This window comes from Flavobacterium sp. Arc3, from assembly GCF_041431375.1.
Taxonomy (GTDB): Bacteria; Bacteroidota; Bacteroidia; order Flavobacteriales; family Flavobacteriaceae; genus Flavobacterium.
This window is the reverse complement of sequence record NZ_JASMRI010000012.1, coordinates 1-17,341: the sequence shown is the minus strand read 5'-3', so window position 1 is coordinate 17,341 and position 17,341 is coordinate 1. Positions and strand designations below refer to the sequence as shown.

The following is a 17,341-nucleotide window of genomic DNA, read 5'->3' as shown; positions in this document are numbered from 1 at the left end:
GGAAGCTCCTACTTTATCATTAGAAAAAACGATTACTAAACGAGAACTTGCAACGAATAGCTGGAATAGGCACATTATTTTATTTATTATTGAAAAAACGCGGGAACAAATGAAACATTTATTAAATTTGTTTAACTTACATTTTACAATGTGCAAAAATAGGGTATTTTAAAATATGGCGAAAGTAAAATATTATTACGATTCGGAAAATCTAGCTTATCGAAAAATAAAAACAAAAAAAAGGAAGAAATTTGGTTTTCTTGTGTTGTTTTTAGTGGCCTCAGCATTATTTGGCTCTCTAATATTTGTGCTTTTATTAAACACTCCTTACTTTGATACACCTAAAGACCGGCTGCTAATTCGTGAAAACGAAAATTTAAAATTGAATTATGCCGTTTTAGACAAAAGAATAAATCAGCTGGACAATGTAATTGAAGCGATTGAAGACAGAGATAACAATTTATACAGAACCTATTTCAATACATCACCAATACCTGAAAAAGAACGAAAAGCAGGATATAGTGGCGAAGATCGCTACGCCGCTTTACAAGGATATAACAACACCCAACTGGTTCTTAATACCACAAAAAGGGTTGATGTACTTACAAAAGAATTAGCCATACAGTCAAAATCACTAGATTATATTTTAAAATTGGCCAAAGCCAAAAACAAATTACTATCTGCCATTCCTGCCATTCAGCCTGTCAGGAATGAAAATTTAAAACACATGGCTTCTGGTTTTGGATATCGTACAGATCCATTTACTAAAGCTCGTAAAATGCATGAAGGAATGGACTTTACGGCTAAAGTAGGCACACCAATTTTCGCAACTGGTGACGGAGTTGTGGCACAAGCAAACAGTAATGCTTCTGGTTATGGGAATCATATTGTCCTTAGGCATGGTTATGGATACGAAACCTTGTATGCGCATTTGAGCAAATACAATGTCAAAGCGGGACAAAGAGTAAAACGAGGAGATGTTATAGGATATATAGGAAGTACAGGTCGATCTGAAGCCCCACATTTACACTATGAAGTCCATAAAGACGGTAAAGTAGTTAATCCACTTAATTTTTATTATGGGAATATTTCGGCAGTGGAATATGTTGCCATTTCAAAATTAGCGAACCAAGAAAATCAATCATTAGACTAATGCACATAGAGCTACAACCAGATAAAAGATATTATAGCATTGGTGAAATCGCCAAAGCTTTTGATGTAAACGCTTCCCTGATTCGGTTTTGGGATAGTGAATTTGACATTCTGAAGCCAAAGAAAAATGCTAAGGGAAATAGGATGTTTACTCCGGAAGACATCAAAAACCTACAGCTTATTTATCATTTGGTAAAAGAAAGAGGATTCACATTAGAAGGGGCTAAAACCCATTTAAAAGAAGGGCAAAAGAAAACGTTGGATAAATTTGAAATTATTCGAAAATTAGAGACCATTAGAACACAATTAACAAATATTAAAAATCAACTTTAAATTAAACAAACATGAAAAGATTTTTGCCTTGGATTATCGGAGCCGTAGTTATCATCGGAATATACAGTTATGTTAAAGGAATCAACAATACTGCTGTAGTATATGAGCAGGGTATTAACGAAGCCTGGGGTAATGTTCAAACTTCTTACCAAAGAAGAAATGACTTAATCGGAAACTTAGTGAATACTGTAAAAGGAGCTGCTGATTTTGAAAAAAGCACTTTAACTGCCGTTATTGAAGCACGTGCTAAAGCAACTTCGGTAACAGTTGACCCTACGAATATCACTCCAGAACAATTAGCACAATTCAATCAAGCACAAAGCGGTGTTAGTAGTTCTCTATCTAGATTATTAGTTAGCGTAGAGCGTTATCCTGATTTAAAAGCCAACCAAAATTTCTTGAAGTTACAAGATGAACTGGCAAGCACAGAAAATCAAATACTTACCGCTAGAACACGTTTTAACGAAGCGGTTAAACCATACAACAATCATATCAAAATTTTCCCAAACTCAATCTTTGCCGGTATGTTTGGGTTTAAAGAAAAACCATATTTCGAAGCTGTTACAGGGGCTGATAAGCCAGTAGAAGTGAAATTCTAAAACTTGCCCAAAAGGGAATTAGTTTAGTAATAAAACAAAAAAACTAGAACCCACGGGCTTTATCGTTCGTGGGATTCAGGTAAAAAAAAGCAATACAATGTCAAAAGTAGAAAATTTTTTAACAACAGAAGAAGAGCAAGAAATTGTTGAAGCGATTCGTGTGGCCGAAAAAAACACCTCTGGAGAGATTAGAGTCCACTTAGAAAAAACAACCGATTTAGATCCTTTTGATCGTGCACTGGAAGTTTTTAATGAACTAAAAATGGATGAAACCCAACTTAAAAATGGTGTGTTAATCTACCTGGCGGTAGAAGACAAAACCTTTGTAATTTGTGGTGACCAAGGTATCAATGAAATTGTTGAAAATGATTTTTGGGACAGTACCAAAGATGTTATGGTCGCTCATTTTAAAAACGGAAATTTCAAACAAGGTTTGATTGACGGTGTTTTAAGAGCGGGAGAAGAACTAAAAAAACATTTTCCATGGTCTGAAGATGATACGAATGAATTATCAAACGAAATCTCAAAAGGATAATATGATTATACCTAAATTAAATAGCTCACTTTTTTTTAAACTACTTATTTGTTTTTTTGTTACTCAAATAGGTTTTGCACAATATACAATACCAAAAGTTCCAAGTTTACAGACTTCAGTTTATGACTATGCTAATCTGCTTAGTGCACCAGAAAAAAAGCAATTAGAAGAAAAGCTAATTCACTATTCTGATAGTACAACTACTCAAATCGTTGTTATTACAATAGAAAGTTTACAAAACGAAGATGTGAGCCAACTGGCAACCAAATGGGCGCAAACATGGGGAATTGGAGGAACTGCAAAAGATGACAATGGAGTAATTATTTTAGTCGCAAAGAATGAAAGAAAGATTGCCATCAACCCAGGTTATGGATTAGAAGATCGATTAACAGCGGGAATTGGAGGAGAAATAATCCGAAACATCATTACACCTGAGTTCAAAGCCGGAAGTTATTACAATGGATTAGACAAAGGAACAGATGCGCTTTTTAAAGTTTTTGCAGGAAAATACAAAGGGGAAAGAAAAAAAGTTACTAAAGAAAAAGACTTTCCTATTTTACCCTTTATCATTATTATTGTTATTATTATAGTATTGATTTCAAAAAACAAAGGTGGCGGCGGTAACTCCGGTAATCGTGGCGGTGGCGGACCTAGTTTACTAGATGTCATTCTCCTAAGCAGTCTTGGTCGTGGTGGTGGCGGTTTCGGCGGCGGTTCATCGGGAGGTGGATTTGGCGGCGGAGGCGGTGGTTTCGGCGGTGGCTTTGGCGGTGGAGGATTCTCGGGTGGAGGCTCTAGCGGAGGCTGGTAAAAAAACATAGATTATCAATATATAAAAAAGCTGCAATTCGCAGCTTTTTTTGTGCTACATATTGAAGGTTTACAAGCGAGTTCATTGTAAAAAGAGCAATATAAATTTCTAAATAACGTGGTTATAAAAACAGTATCCAAAAAGGAATAAATCACTATTTAATATTTGATTATCAATTATTTAACTAAATTTTAGCGATGTAAAATGTAACTTTAATAGAAAACAAAGCCATGAAAAATTTTGCGATTAAAATCGTGTGGTTGACTACTTTGTATGTGTTTATTTTTGCAGCTTTATGTCTATTAAATATTCCAATTCAAGTATTAACGATTTTATTAATTATAGGATATTTTTTAATACTGTTTATGGTTTACAAAGTTCTAACAGATAAATACAGTGCTACAAAAACTTTTAAAGACTGGTATGAAGATCAGCCAATGGACACTTTAGACGAATAGAAACATACCGTTCGTTTTACTAAAGCTATTAAGGAAAAAAGGCATTCTCGTACTTTACAAAATGCTTTCTTCCTTCAATTCTTATTTAACACTTTAATACTAACGTACTTTACTTTTTAACACAAAACGGTGCAGCAGCTTTGGAAAAAAACGTTTCAAATAAACACCTAACACTTCTTTTCCTCCTATATATGCTTCAAATTTTTTAGCTTCTACAGCCTCAACTAATTTTTTAGCAAAGGTACCAACGGCCATTCCGTTTAAGGTCGCGATATCGTCCTTATTTTGCTTAGAACCATTGCCCGTAAGCGAATTTATAGCTACATTAGTCTGAATAAAACCAGGGCAAATTAGCGTTACGTTGATATTGTCTTTTTGATGCTCCATTCGCAAAACATCAAAAAAACCGTGCAAAGCATGTTTCGCTCCACAATATCCGGATCGATATGGCGAACCAAATTTCCCCATCAAACTAGTAATGGTTACAAAATGCCCTTTTCTATTCGAAATAAAGTGAGGCAATAACGCTTTTGTTATAGCCACCGTACCTAAATAATCAACTTCGATGAGTTTTTTGTCTACCTCAAAATCAGTGTCAACTAAAAGCGAACGTTGACTCACTCCGCCATTATTAATGAGAACATCAATTTTTCCAAAAAAAGAAATGGCTTTTTCAACATGATTTTTGGCATTATCGAAATCTACTAAATCAAAAGGGAGGACAGCCACATCTACATTCGAGCATTTGGCTTTCACGCGCTCGAGGTTTTCGATATTCCGCGCAGAAAGTATGAGTTTACAGCTTCTTTGGTTTAATTCATACGCCAAAGCCTCTCCAATGCCACTCGAAGCTCCAGTAATCCAAACTACCTTGTTATTTATAGATGCCATTTTTTATTATAAATGTAAAAAAGTTTACCGAGTAATAGCTAACTCGATAAACTTTCTTCTAAAAATCAAGGAAATAAAACTAATTCCCTCCAACCTAATTTCCCATTGACACACTACAAAGCTCCAGTTGTCTCATCTTCTACTTTCAAGCTAACATGAGCAAACTTACTTTACCTCTTGCACATAGTAACAGCTGAAATCTAAAAACAATTTGTAAAAACGCTCAAACCCTAAAAAATTAGAAAGCGGAAGACGCCTTACATTGAAAAAAAAGAGTAAAACACTTTAATTTATGCATAAAAAAACCTCCAAAAAGCAAATTGCTATTTGGAGGTAATTGATTAAATAAAAATTTATTTATTTTATTTCTCTCTAATATATATATCGATTGGCACTCCAGAGAAGTCCCAGTTGTCTCTAATTTTATTTTCAAGGTAGCGTTTATATGGTTCCTTTACATATTGTGGCATATTAGCAAAAAACACAAATTGTGGTGTTTTAGTTGGTAATTGCATACAATATTTAATTTTTACATATTTCCCTTTTGTTGCAGGTGGTGGGTACGCTTCAATCACTTTCAACATGTATTCATTGAATTTTGATGTAGCGATACGTTGTTGTCTACTTTCGAAAACTTTTACGGTTGCTTCTAATGCTTTCAATAAACGTTGTTTTGTTAATGCAGAAACAAAAAGAATAGGCACATCAGTAAATGGCATTAATTCTTCTCTTATTTTTTCTTCATAATCACGAGTCGACATCGTTTCCTTTTCAACTAAATCCCATTTGTTAACAAGAATAACAACACCTTTTCTGTTTTTTTCGGCTAACCAAAAAATACTTTGATCCTGACCTTCAAATCCACGAGTGGCATCAATTATCAAGATACAAATATCAGAATGCTCGATGGCACGCACTGAACGCATAACAGAATAAAACTCCAAATCTTCTTTTACTTTGGCCTTACGACGAATTCCCGCAGTATCAACTAAGTTAAATTCGAAACCAAAACGGTCAAATTTTGTATCAATAGAATCACGAGTTGTACCCGCAATATCAGTAACAATATATCTTTCTTTACCAATTAGCGCATTGATAAAACTTGATTTTCCAGCATTTGGACGACCTACAACTGCAAAACGAGGCAATTCTATTTCTTCTTGAGTTGGTTCAGGTTTTATAGGAAATGCATCAATTAATGCATCCAATAAATCTCCTGTTCCACTTCCTGAAATACTTGCAAAAGTGTAATATTCTCCTAAACCTAAGTTATAGAATTCAATAGCATCTTTTTCACGCATCGCATTATCCACCTTATTTACAGCAAGTAAAACCGGCTTAGTTACTTTACGCAATAGTCTCGCAACAGCATCATCCATTGGCGTGATCCCTTCTTCTACGTCGACAACAAATATAATAACATCAGCTTCATCGATTGCTAATTCTACTTGTTTACGGATTTCAGCTTCAAAAACGTCATCAGAACCGCGTATATATCCTCCCGTATCGATTACAGAAAATTCCTTCCCGTTCCACTCACTTTTTCCGTAGTTTCTGTCACGGGTAACTCCCGAAACTGAATCTACTATCGCTTCTCTTCTTTGTATCAATCGATTAAAAAGTGTCGATTTCCCTACGTTTGGCCTTCCTACAATGGCAACAATGTTATTCATAATACTAATTTCAATATTTTGCAAAGGTAGTGTTTAATCCCGTGACTATCAATTTTTTTGATATATTAGCAAAAGCTTACCTTTTTAACTGATACAAGTTTACCACTATGGACACTAATAATGAACTAAGACTGCGTTTACGATTTTATAAAGATGTTCCAGAAAACACTGCCGCAGTGCTTCAAAAGTTTGAGGACTATAAGAAATCAAACTGCGATGACTACGCTGTAAAAACGGGCGGCAACCACATCTGGCTAAATATAAAAGACAACAAAAAATCGTATTATTCCCCACATTTACATTTAGAATTGGAATCTAAAAATGAGAACGGAACACATATAAGAGGATTATTTGGCCCAGCCCCCACCTTATGGACTTTTTTTATGTTTCTACATTTTATAATTGCAGGAGTATTTCTAACTTTTAGTGGTCTAGCCTACTCCGATTATGTTTTAAAAAATAGCATGACATTTGATTTTATAGTTATTGGACTTATGTTTTTTTCTTGGTTCCTACTATACTTTATTGCAAAGCAAATCCGAGAAAGCGGCCATGACCAAATGAATGAATTAGAAAGCCTATTCTTAAAAATCATAGCCTCCTAATTATTAATATCTCATCCCATCAAGGAGCAGATTAGACAAAAAAAAATCAATATCAGAATTTAAATTCTAATATTGATTTTTTCTATTTTTAAGATCTAGCAAAACTACACGCTAGATTTCTCACTTCTTCACTCTTGGTTTCAAATCAAACTGATCAAACGACAAGCTTATTGGTTGTAACCGAAACGTTTTAACATGTTCACGTTACTTCTCCAGTTTTTATTTACTTTCACATATAATTCGATGTGGATTTGCTTTCCGAAGAATTTCTCTAAATCAGCACGAGCATCCATCCCTACTTTCTTAAGTGCAGCTCCTTTATGCCCGATAATGATTCCTTTTTGCGTTTCACGCTCCACCATAATCAAAGAACGTAATCTAATGATGTTTTCATCTTCAAAGAACTCTTCAGTTACGATTTCTACCGCGTATGGAATTTCCTTGCTGTAATTCAACAATATTTTCTCACGTATTGTTTCATTTACAAAGAAACGCTCTGGCTTGTCTGTTAATTGATCTTTTGGATAATATGCTGGTGATTCTGGTAAAAGCGAAATTATTCTTTGGAAAACTTCTGGAACATTAAAGTTCTGCAAAGCAGATATAGGATATATTTCTGCATTAGGCACTTTCTCAGTCCAAAAAGCCACTTGTTTTTCTAATTGTTCCTGATTAGAATTGTCAATTTTATTCAACAATAATAAAACAGGTATTTTTGAATGAATGATTTTATTGAAGAACGCTTCGTCTTTTAAATCTTGCTCCCCTATTTCGACCATGTAAATTAAAATGTCAGCATCTTCAAAAGCGGACTTTACAAAGTTCATCATCGATGCTTGCATTTCATATGCAGGCTTAATAATCCCAGGAGTATCAGACAAGATCATTTGAAAATCTTCTCCATTTACAATCCCAAGGATTCTATGACGAGTCGTTTGTGCCTTAGACGTAATGATAGAAAGTCTTTCCCCTACGAAGGCGTTCATTAATGTGGACTTCCCAACGTTTGGATTCCCAATGATATTTACAAAACCTGCTTTATGTGACATTTAATATATTATTTATTTTGCAAAGGTAGTTATATCAAGTGAATAGATGAAATAAAACATTTTTTAAAATTTTTGTTGGAAATGATAAAATTCGTTGTACCTTTGCAACCGAAACAACGCGGGATAGAGCAGTAGGCAGCTCGTCGGGCTCATAACCCGAAGGTCACTGGTTCGAGTCCAGTTCCCGCTACTAAGTTAATTTTATTGAGATTACAAACGCACATCGCGGGATAGAGCAGTAGGCAGCTCGTCGGGCTCATAACCCGAAGGTCACTGGTTCGAGTCCAGTTCCCGCTACTGAGAGAAACCCATCAACTTTTTGATGGGTTTTTTTATTTTCAAACCCCTCCTTAATCCCTGTTACCACTGCTATTAACTCAAAAATACCATTCACTTTTTTGGTTAGATATTCCCTATTTTTAGCCCTAATGGACAAACCTTCCGGAAACACTAAATTTTGAATCCTTATTTTATCCTCGACATCTCCCCTACCCCAGCAATCACTGATGTTTTTAATTTTATCAACTACTTTTTCGATATGTTTTTTGTGGTTAGATATTTTTTTCTCGTTCATATCTATCTGCTCTTCAATTGTCTTTAATTCGACTGAAAATTGCAAAACGTATTTGTTATATTTTTCATCTCCAAAATTTGGGTTATCAAAATATCGTTTATCCAAATTCTCGATTTTAGTTTCCAACTCTTTTTTCTTTGCAAATAAACTTTTCATTTCACTCTTACCCTCAGTGTTCATGGTGTCAAAGAGCTTATTTAACTGCAATTTGAAAGGTTCGATAAACCGAGTGTTAAGTGTATAATTTGACAGTAAATTCTCAAAAGAGTTATTCAAACCTTCTGCTTTTGATTTTTGGGTGGTCGAAGCATTAAAACTAACACTTTTACACTTTTGACATTTGTAATAATGTTTGTTTTTAACCCGAACCTCGTAACTTGTAAGTAAGCATCCGCATTCACATCGAAGAAAACCTGTTAGCGGTCTAAACTCATTAACTTTATTTTTGGTATACTCTTTAACTGCATTTCTTTTATTATTAGAAAGTACGGCATCCACGATCAAGAAATCTTCCTGACTCACTAATCCTTCCCAATTCCCTTTCACTGGTCCCTCAATTAAAGAATTTACTAATATTCCACAGTAAAACGGATTACGCCACATAGAACTAAGTCCTTGCTTTGAAATTATTAGATTTAATCTCTCTAATTTTTGTCTAATCACATAATCCCGCTCACCCATTAGTTTCCATTTCCAAGCCTTTTTTAATAGTTCACCCTCCTCATTTATTGTAATGGATTGCGTTTCTTGAAGCAAAGTATAATCGGCTACTTTTTTACCTCGCATAGTATATCCCCTAGGAGCTTTACCAAGCCAATCGCCTCCTGCCAACAACGTCTTCATTCCTGGAAGTGTTTTCTCTAACCTATCCATATTTTCTCTTCTAGCATCTAAAAGCTTACTGTAAATATCTAATTTACTGTATTCGTCATTTGTACAAAGTCCGGACGATGTCTCTATTAAATGTACTCCTAATTTATCCACTAGTTCATTTACGATCGCAATAGCATTACCGCCAGTTCTTGAAAATCTGCTAATAAATTTTATAGCAATTCCAAAAGGCCTCTGTTTTGCACTCTTAACCTCATCTATTAATTTAGTGAACTCCTTTCTTGTAAAATCACCCGAAGCACTCTCGTAAGTTCCTCCAAGTATATTTTTTAAAGCATACCCACTGTTATTAGCAAATTGAACTATTTCACTTCTTTGCTCTTCTAAACTATTGTTTACTAATTGTAATTTGGAGCTGACTCTTGTGTAGCCCCAAATCTCTTTTATCACAACACTTTCAGGGATTTTTTCTTTTTGAAATTTTTTGAAATTTTCTATTCCCATAATTCTATTCTTTTAAATTATATACTACAATTGCTAATTTAAATAAACTCTCAATTATCTCATTAATATCCGATGCAGATATTTCATCAAAGCCTTTACATTTTCTTATTTCTTCAATCGTTAATTTATCTGAATAATCCTCACTAATATTCTTTTCATCGCAAGGCAACTTTTTTTTGCCTTCAAGCATTAAGTCCAACCCTTTTGCCTTTAACTTTTCCAAAGTCTTCTTTGGAGTGATTCCTCTTTTTTCATTCTCATCTTCATTTTTCATCTCGCACCTCCTTTTTTCAATAGCAAAAGACCGTCTTAACGGTCTTTTACTAATTCGACATAAATCACACTTCCTTACAAAGATAGAATTGTTTTTTGTCTAAATCATAGTTAAAATATGGTGAGGATAGGAGACTAAACGTAAGAAAGAAATAGCCTTTAAGTCTTATTTTTCAGGTGTACCATTCTCGTTTTCCCTCAAAAGCAATTCTCTTGACTGGTGTAAAAATCCTGCTTCGTCACAAGGCAGTACCTTCAGCGCTATTTCTAACATATTCTTTATATTGCTTGGTGAATCCGGTATCTGAATACAATTTGATTCATCTGAATCAAGAGCCAAAATGGAGACCTTTATTAAATTAGCAACAGTAAAAAGTAAATCCAAATATCCTTCCACACCTATGTCAACAGTATATAAACCTTTCTTACGATGGCTTGGTTTAAGAATCTTACAACCTCTTCCCGATAGTTTGCGCAATTCCTTCAGTGATTTGGTTTCATTCGTTTCCATAGTTATAGTGATAAAATAATATTTTTAAATATGTCGTTCTGCCAGGATCTCGGGATCTTTTATAAACATTTGATGTATTTAATCCTAGGTTTCAATTTCTTCTATTGGAAGAAACTGCATAACGATCTCCAAAACAAATGCAACGTTGATGGGAGTGTATTTGATCGTCTTTAAAATTTCAGGAGCTACTTGGTCTAGCCCAATAACACACAAATTCAGCATTTTAGAAACGACATATGTAAGTTAAAAATAATTTAACACTCTTATTTCAGCAGTATAAATATCTTTTCTATCCGTAAAAGGCATTAATGTGTCGAAATTCCGAGCACTTAATTTTCAAATATTCTCTATGATTTAAATTTTATTTATTTCGATGATCTTTAATCTTTTGTTTTGTTATTTTAATACGTTCCTCAAATAATCTTCGAACTTCTTTTTCAGCCCAATCCACTTTTGCAGATGCTACTTCCACGGTTTTTTTACTGATTGGTTCAATTTCTGCATTGAATTGGATTGCAGCACGAGCATTTTCCAGTTGTTCTAAGACAAAAACCTCTTCTTCCTTATCGAGATCAAATGTTTTACCTAAAGTGCTGGAAAACTTACTCAAGTCTTTTTGAAGTTTTACTAGACTGTGCTCGCCTATCCATTCTCCCGTCAGAAACCATGTGGCAAATACAAAAATTGAGCGCATTTCATGATGTATATTATAAGCTGCCATAGTATAGTTTTCACATCTTAAATGAAAGTTTCGATCCCGCCCAATAACCACACTCTCTTTAAAATCAAAGCGAAACGTATCTTTAGCCTCCTTTATAAGCCGTTTGGCATTTATTTTTTTGAGGACGACAACACTACTACTTTCATCAGTACTGTAAACCAATTCGTGTTCACTACAATGCATGATAAAAAAAATATTACCACCTCTGAGCGACTCCATTACCCAATCTGCATTAAAAACTCGAAATGAAAACTCAGGATAGGCTTTAAAAAAATTCGAGCCGTACTCGTAAATATCTTCCCAATTATGCGGATTATTTTCACTGACAAGAACCGTGATAATACCTATGTTGATTTTCTCTTCAATATGGCGTGAGAAATAAATAGTCTCTGTCTCAATAAGCTTAATTAAAAGTTTGGTCATTTTCTTTAATTGACTATAATTTGGATAGTCTTTCTGAGTTAAAATATTATGGTACATAGTTCAAATTTTTAGAGTTCTTTATTATATAAAATTTCAATACGCTCCAATTCGACTTCTACAAGTTCACAAGCTCGTTCATGGAATAGCTTGCATTTTTTCGCTAGAAGCTCAGTATCTATCCTACTTGAATTTTTCAATTTAAGCCAGCGAAGAGAACCTGGATGTGTTTTTAATAAATCAAAGAGTCTTTTATCTTCTCCAGTAGTTTGTGGAAACATTTCAGATACAAGTGGCGTGAATATTTCACAGATTTCAAACAAATAAGCTAGTGAAAAATGATTGGGATGATATCCTAAAAATACGTTGATTAGTCCTAGACAGATTTGTTCTACAGCGGTATGCATCATTGCTTCGTGAACCACTGCGCTTTCCAATAAGTCAATTTGATTCTGACTATTTATAAAATTATCAGCTACAGCACTTCTGTTTTCCCAATAGGAACGTATGTAATCAATATTACGTTTAGGAGCTTTATCTAAAACAAGATTCGGTGACGTATTATCACGCTCATATACTTTATATCCTTTGGTTAAAATAGTATGAAAGAAATATATTTGATGTGGTGTGAGACAATTATCCGATTTTACTTTATGGAGTAACATAGTCACTGTATAGCGTCCTTCTGTTTTGTTTTTTATAGCTTCACTAATATCGGATACAGTTTTAATAATATTTTCATCAGTCAAAACCAATAAATAGAAATGGGTTTTTCTTTCTCTTTTATAATTATTTTCCAAAAAAGGATTTAAAACCGATTGGTTTTTCTTTATCTCTCCAAAACAGTAAATACCACTGGCTCTGACACTTCCAATAACAATATTTTTAACTATCTGTAATCCACCTTTGTCAATTGCTTTCATAATTTTAATTCTTTAGTTAATACTAATCTGAAAAATTGTATTTTTGTTTAATACGAAGCAAGTAAGGAAGATTTAGTACCGTACCGAACCATCCGGAATTGTATCACACCATAATTGACTTGTTTTTTACCAATGAATTTTTTTTGATAGAATTTTAAATATCTTTGAACTATGAGCACAGCAACAAAACCAAAACATATAGGCAGAAATATCAGCCGAATCAGAGAGCTTAGAGGAATGAAACAAGAAGCATTGGCTATTGCAATTGGTGTAAGCCAGCAATCAGTTTCTAATATCGAAGCAAGTGAAACTGTAGACGAAGAAAAATTACAAGCTATTGCCAAAGTATTAGGCGTTTCTGCTGAGGCCATAAAAAATTATAGCGATGATACAGTATTTAATATTATAGGTAATACATACCACGATAACGCTTCATCATTAAACTACAACTGCACATTTAATCCTATTGACAAATTGATTGAAGCATATGACGAGAACAAAAAACTTTACGAACGTTTAGTTCAGTCCGAAAAAGATAAGGTTGAGTATTTGGAAAAATTATTGAAGGCTAAATAGACCTTTTATAAAAGTTAAAATTAATTCCAAAGAGAGACCTTCATCAGTCTCTTTTTTGTTTGTAGGATAGAAAGTAAATAAAACTTTTTTGTTTACAACATATCACTATTTTGCAATAATAAAAAATCAAAGAATAATCCGATGGATAAAACTATTAAGTTAAGAATTAAAAAAGAAATTGATCATAGTAATGCGCTTAAAGTTATGAAATTAAAAGGCTCTCTAATTTCAAAAGGGTACACTGAAATTATTCATATTGCTGATGAAAATACAGAGTATTATCTTAATTCATTTTCCACTTCACCCGAGAATAAAAAAGAAGTGGACTATTATGTTTTGGACTATATCACAAATCATGATCTTGCTGAAACCGTTACCTTACTTCAAGAAAAGAATTAGATAATTTTTGATTGCTAGATCTCTTTCAAATCATGTGCAAAAACCTTCCTGAAAACAGTCAGAATTTTGCACATTAATTAAAATGTATTCACTTGAAAAAGTACGCTCCATTATTCAAGATCTAATAATTATTTAGGAACATTTTCTCCCGTATTGGAATAAGAGAGCGTACACTTTCAAAGACCTCTAAAATAAGTATTCTTACAGCTTTACAATCTCCCAAAGACCTTAAAAATATCACAATAAAAAATCACAAAAAGTACAGCCAAGGTATTGGTCATTCACCAACTGCGTGCCCATAATGGCACCGCTCATTCTTCGCAGTGACACCCTTCGGGACTTATAGCACTCCGTTTGATGCATATCCAATTTTGTACTGCTTTCTTTTTTTTCTTTTTCTTTTGAAAAATTAAAGGGTAGTCTGACTGAATCAATTACTACTAACTCTTATCATTTATCGAAGTGTTATCCTAGCCAAAATATAACGATGATTGTTTATTTCTAACATTAATTTTAAATTAGCATTAATCCTTTAAAAAGCTGAAAGATTGCCACGTTCCTTCAATCGGCAAGATGAACGGTTGTTAAACAACCGGATCTTGCTGCCCCACACTCGGAACTCGTGGGCAGTGACACTGAAAGGATAAAAAGAGTTTGAAAAACAATGAAATGAACCGTAGCAAATTCACGAATGCCAATTAAAAGAAAATGAATTAATGAGTAAAATGATAGATGATGGAAGCGGAAAATTCAAACAGAACACGCATAATCGGGCTGCGCCTAACTCCCGATGAATATGCAACAATTGAACGCACATGGAAAGCCAGTACATGCCGAAAATTAAGTAACTACGTCCGTAAGCATCTTTTCGATAAGTCAATTGTGACTACCTATCGAAACCAATCGCTGGACGATTTTATGGAAGAAACTATAATACTCCACAATGAGCTGAACGCCATTGGAACCAATATTAACCAGGCTGTAAAAAAACTACACACTTTGCAACAAATTCCTGAATTCAGGAACTGGATAATTAGCTTTGATCTGGATAAAAAAATCCTTTCCAACAAAGTAGAAGAAATCAATAAACACATTCAAAAAATATCGGACAAATGGTTACAATCATAAAAACTAGTCATTCAATCCGCAGTATTTTTAACTACAATGAGAACAAAGTTAAAGTTGGTGTAGCTGAGTGTATCTCGGCAGGAAACTATCCTGTCGATGTTGACAAAATGAGTGATGCTTTAAAGCTAAACCGTTTTATAAAACAGATAGAATTAAACGAAAATGCAAAACGGAATAGTGTGCATATTTCCCTAAATTTTGATCCGTCAGAAAATCATTCCAAAGAAAAGCTGATGTTAATTGCCGATACTTATATGGAGAAAATTGGTTTTGGAAAACAACCATATTTAGTATACCAACATCACGATGCAGGGCACCCCCATTTACATGTGGTAACCATAAATATTGAAAGGGACGGTAAGCGGATTGACCTACATCATTTAGGGATACGAAAATCTGAGCCGGCTCGTAAAGAAATTGAAGAACTGTTTGGACTCGTTAAAGCGGAAGGAAGAAAAAAGAAAGAAGAATTTATATTGCAGCCCATTGCTGTTGGCAAGATTCAGTATGGTCGCATTGAAACAAAGAAAGCCATATCCAACGTTTTGAATGCAGTTCTCAACCAATACAAGTACGCAAGTCTTCCTGAACTAAATGCAGTTCTAAAGCAGTATAATGTAATGGCTGATCGAGGCAACGAGAATTCAAAAATATTTTTATCTAAAGGATTAGTGTATCGAATTTTAAACGAACAAGGCAAACCAATTGGTGTTCCAATTAAAGCAAGTGATTTTTATAGTAAACCAACTTTAAAATTTCTAGAAGACAAATTTAAGCGCAATGAAGTTAGAAGAATACCTGACAAAATAAGGCTGAAAAATGCAATTGATATTGCACTACTAAGAGAGCAATCAATATCTACAAACGAACTGGCAAGGCTGTTGGAAAAAGAAGGCATTCATACTGTTTTTAGAAAAAGCGAAGAAGGTCTGCTTTATGGTATTACCTATGTTGACCATCAAACCAAAAGTGTATTTAATGGTAGTAGTTTAGGAAAAGAATACAGTGCAAAAGCTATTCAGGAACGTTGCGGATTAAAAGTTACTGGTGTAGAAAAAAGCAACAAGATGTCTAAAAAAAATCCTTCCAAAGAATTTATACTTAACAACATGCAACAACAAAAAGACACTCTTACGATTCCTGATTTGGTAAAAGTATTGGATATTCTTATACAGGCTGAATATTCTTCAGATTATTTACCGAACCAACTCAAAAACAAAAGGAGAAAGAAAAAAAGAAAAGGACTATCAGATAATTGAAAGAACCCTGTACTGAAATCCTAAATATATACAGTAAAAACGGCGGAAATCAAATTCGGCTAAGTTCGTAGTGTTTTGATGTTTTAAAAACAGAAAGCAATATTAAACATTCTAAAAACTAATCACAATAGGCAAATTTCATTGAGTACGCCGTTCAAAATAATAATTAAGTATTGGCAAAAAAATAAATTTAATGCCAAAACTTAATTTATAAAAAAAAAGCAGTACATTCACTTTTTTAAAATAGACCTGTGCCAAAAACTCTTGAAAATACAATTATAAACTACTTTGAATCTGACAGACAGCTGTCTAGAGAGGATCTGGTAAAAGCAATTACAGAGGATTTTCCAGATCTAACGGAAAGCACGATTACTGTTTATCTTTCTAAACTTAAAAAAGCAGGTATAATCAATAATCCATCAAGGGGGATTTACACGATTACAAACAAACCAAATTTCAAACCCGAAATAAATCAAGCCCTTAAAAAAGTTTATAGTAAAATTCACAAAGAGTTTCCGTTCATAAAAATTTGTGTTTGGAATACAAAATGGATAAATGACCTAATGCGACACCAAACATTTAAAAACTTCACGATAGTGGAAATTGAAAAAGAAGCTGCAGAACAAGTATTTAATAGCATTAGCGAAAATACCAAAAATGTATACCTGAATCCAGATGAAGAGATATTTGAAAGGTATATAAGTTCAAACACCGAAGAAGTAACCATAGTTAAGAATCTTGTAACAGAATCACCAACAATACAAATCGATACAATCGAAATCCCTTCTTTGGAAAAATTGTTAGTAGATATGATCATTGATAAAGAACTATTTGCAGCTCAACAAGGTGAACTCGATTTCATTTACAATACAGCTTTCAAAAAATACGTGGTCAATACCGCAAAAATGAAACGATACGCAATGCGCAGAAACAGAGAGTACGAAACCGAAAACAGAATTAATTTAGTTTTGGCAAATTAATGTATTTTTTGCCATAAGTTAACAACTATGATTGAACATAAAACACATCAGATAGAATGGTGGAAAAACCGGTCAAATTGACCACCCAATTCCAGTGCAAATTGACCACCAGTTCCGGAGTAAACTGACCACCCTA

The 17,341-nt window shown here is 33.8% G+C and carries 20 protein-coding genes and 2 tRNA genes; 14 read left to right on the top strand and 8 right to left on the bottom strand.

Annotation, left to right across the window (positions count from 1 at the left end; translation table 11 throughout):
- The first annotated feature begins 175 nt into the window (after positions 1 to 175).
- From QO200_RS10425 to QO200_RS10400, 6 genes are all read left to right on the top strand, one after another.
- Positions 176 to 1,153 (top strand): M23 family metallopeptidase, encoded by a 978-nt coding sequence (locus QO200_RS10425; protein ID WP_371539552.1) that lies wholly within the window; start codon positions 176 to 178, stop codon positions 1,151 to 1,153.
- Positions 1,153 to 1,485: a MerR family transcriptional regulator gene (locus QO200_RS10420; RefSeq protein WP_091084060.1), complete on the top strand. Its 333-nt coding sequence runs from the start codon at positions 1,153 to 1,155 to the stop codon at positions 1,483 to 1,485. The genes QO200_RS10425 and QO200_RS10420 overlap by 1 nt, the downstream gene beginning before the upstream one ends.
- 11 nt (positions 1,486 to 1,496) lie before the next feature.
- Positions 1,497 to 2,084, top strand: a complete 588-nt coding sequence (locus QO200_RS10415; protein WP_371539550.1) for a LemA family protein — start codon at positions 1,497 to 1,499, stop codon at positions 2,082 to 2,084.
- A 97-nt stretch (positions 2,085 to 2,181) separates the two neighbouring features.
- Positions 2,182 to 2,619: a TPM domain-containing protein gene (locus tag QO200_RS10410; RefSeq protein WP_371539548.1), complete on the top strand. Its 438-nt coding sequence runs from the start codon at positions 2,182 to 2,184 to the stop codon at positions 2,617 to 2,619.
- Between the two features lies 1 nt (position 2,620).
- Entirely contained in the window at positions 2,621 to 3,430 is an 810-nt protein-coding gene (locus QO200_RS10405) for a YgcG family protein (RefSeq protein WP_371539546.1), read from the top strand.
- 230 nt (positions 3,431 to 3,660) lie between these two features.
- Positions 3,661 to 3,888 carry a hypothetical protein gene (locus QO200_RS10400; RefSeq protein ID WP_371539543.1) on the top strand — a complete coding sequence of 76 codons (228 nt, stop codon included), beginning with the start codon at positions 3,661 to 3,663 and terminating at the stop codon, positions 3,886 to 3,888.
- 99 nt (positions 3,889 to 3,987) lie between these two features.
- Here the strand turns inward: QO200_RS10400 and QO200_RS10395 are convergent, their stop codons facing one another.
- The gene (locus QO200_RS10395; protein ID WP_371539541.1) at positions 3,988 to 4,779 is read right to left on the bottom strand and encodes an SDR family oxidoreductase; all 792 of its coding nucleotides are present in this window, start codon (positions 4,777 to 4,779) and stop codon (positions 3,988 to 3,990) included.
- A gap of 362 nt (positions 4,780 to 5,141) precedes the next feature.
- Positions 5,142 to 6,452, bottom strand: a complete 1,311-nt coding sequence (gene der / locus QO200_RS10390) for a ribosome biogenesis GTPase Der (RefSeq protein WP_371539538.1) — start codon at positions 6,450 to 6,452, stop codon at positions 5,142 to 5,144.
- A 107-nt stretch (positions 6,453 to 6,559) separates the two neighbouring features.
- Here der and QO200_RS10385 point away from each other — a divergent pair, with 107 nt between their 5' ends.
- A complete protein-coding gene (locus QO200_RS10385; RefSeq protein ID WP_371539535.1) occupies positions 6,560 to 7,057 on the top strand; it encodes a hypothetical protein in 498 nt (165 codons plus the stop codon).
- Between the two features lie 167 nt (positions 7,058 to 7,224).
- Here QO200_RS10385 and era read toward each other — a convergent pair whose 3' ends face one another.
- Positions 7,225 to 8,106: a GTPase Era gene (era, locus tag QO200_RS10380; RefSeq protein ID WP_371539532.1), complete on the bottom strand. Its 882-nt coding sequence runs from the start codon at positions 8,104 to 8,106 to the stop codon at positions 7,225 to 7,227.
- Between the two features lie 117 nt (positions 8,107 to 8,223).
- Here era and QO200_RS10375 point away from each other — a divergent pair.
- Both QO200_RS10375 and QO200_RS10370 read left to right on the top strand, forming a co-directional pair.
- A tRNA-Met gene (locus QO200_RS10375) sits at positions 8,224 to 8,296 on the top strand.
- A 34-nt stretch (positions 8,297 to 8,330) separates the two neighbouring features.
- Positions 8,331 to 8,403 (top strand) — tRNA-Met (locus QO200_RS10370).
- On the opposite strand, the gene QO200_RS10365 is transcribed toward QO200_RS10370, so the two are convergent.
- The 5 genes from QO200_RS10365 to QO200_RS10345 form a co-directional block, all read right to left on the bottom strand.
- Positions 8,363 to 10,015, bottom strand: a complete 1,653-nt coding sequence (locus tag QO200_RS10365; RefSeq protein ID WP_371539752.1) for a recombinase family protein — start codon at positions 10,013 to 10,015, stop codon at positions 8,363 to 8,365. The genes QO200_RS10370 and QO200_RS10365 overlap by 41 nt on opposite strands.
- 4 nt (positions 10,016 to 10,019) lie before the next feature.
- The gene (locus tag QO200_RS10360; RefSeq protein WP_371539529.1) at positions 10,020 to 10,289 is read right to left on the bottom strand and encodes a hypothetical protein; all 270 of its coding nucleotides are present in this window, start codon (positions 10,287 to 10,289) and stop codon (positions 10,020 to 10,022) included.
- 165 nt (positions 10,290 to 10,454) lie between these two features.
- On the bottom strand, positions 10,455 to 10,799 hold the full coding sequence (locus QO200_RS10355) for a hypothetical protein (protein WP_371539527.1): 345 nt from the start codon (positions 10,797 to 10,799) through the stop codon (positions 10,455 to 10,457).
- 361 nt (positions 10,800 to 11,160) lie between these two features.
- On the bottom strand, positions 11,161 to 12,000 hold the full coding sequence (locus QO200_RS10350) for a hypothetical protein (RefSeq protein ID WP_371539524.1): 840 nt from the start codon (positions 11,998 to 12,000) through the stop codon (positions 11,161 to 11,163).
- Between the two features lie 11 nt (positions 12,001 to 12,011).
- On the bottom strand, positions 12,012 to 12,863 hold the full coding sequence (locus QO200_RS10345) for a hypothetical protein (protein WP_371539522.1): 852 nt from the start codon (positions 12,861 to 12,863) through the stop codon (positions 12,012 to 12,014).
- Positions 12,864 to 13,034: 171 nt separating this feature from the next.
- On the opposite strand from QO200_RS10345, the gene QO200_RS10340 reads away from it, so the two are divergent.
- From QO200_RS10340 to QO200_RS10320, 5 genes are all read left to right on the top strand, one after another.
- Positions 13,035 to 13,439 (top strand): helix-turn-helix domain-containing protein, encoded by a 405-nt coding sequence (locus QO200_RS10340; protein ID WP_371539519.1) that lies wholly within the window; start codon positions 13,035 to 13,037, stop codon positions 13,437 to 13,439.
- A 141-nt stretch (positions 13,440 to 13,580) separates the two neighbouring features.
- Complete coding sequence (locus tag QO200_RS10335; protein ID WP_371539516.1) at positions 13,581 to 13,838, top strand: DUF3294 domain-containing protein; 258 nt, start codon at positions 13,581 to 13,583, stop codon at positions 13,836 to 13,838.
- Between the two features lie 732 nt (positions 13,839 to 14,570).
- Positions 14,571 to 14,966 carry a plasmid mobilization relaxosome protein MobC gene (locus QO200_RS10330; protein WP_371539513.1) on the top strand — a complete coding sequence of 132 codons (396 nt, stop codon included), beginning with the start codon at positions 14,571 to 14,573 and terminating at the stop codon, positions 14,964 to 14,966.
- On the top strand, positions 14,951 to 16,225 hold the full coding sequence (locus QO200_RS10325) for a relaxase/mobilization nuclease domain-containing protein (protein WP_371539510.1): 1,275 nt from the start codon (positions 14,951 to 14,953) through the stop codon (positions 16,223 to 16,225). Before QO200_RS10330 ends, QO200_RS10325 begins: the two co-directional genes overlap by 16 nt.
- 251 nt (positions 16,226 to 16,476) lie before the next feature.
- Positions 16,477 to 17,205: a DUF6577 family protein gene (locus QO200_RS10320; RefSeq protein WP_371539507.1), complete on the top strand. Its 729-nt coding sequence runs from the start codon at positions 16,477 to 16,479 to the stop codon at positions 17,203 to 17,205.
- The last annotated feature ends 136 nt before the right edge of the window (positions 17,206 to 17,341 follow it).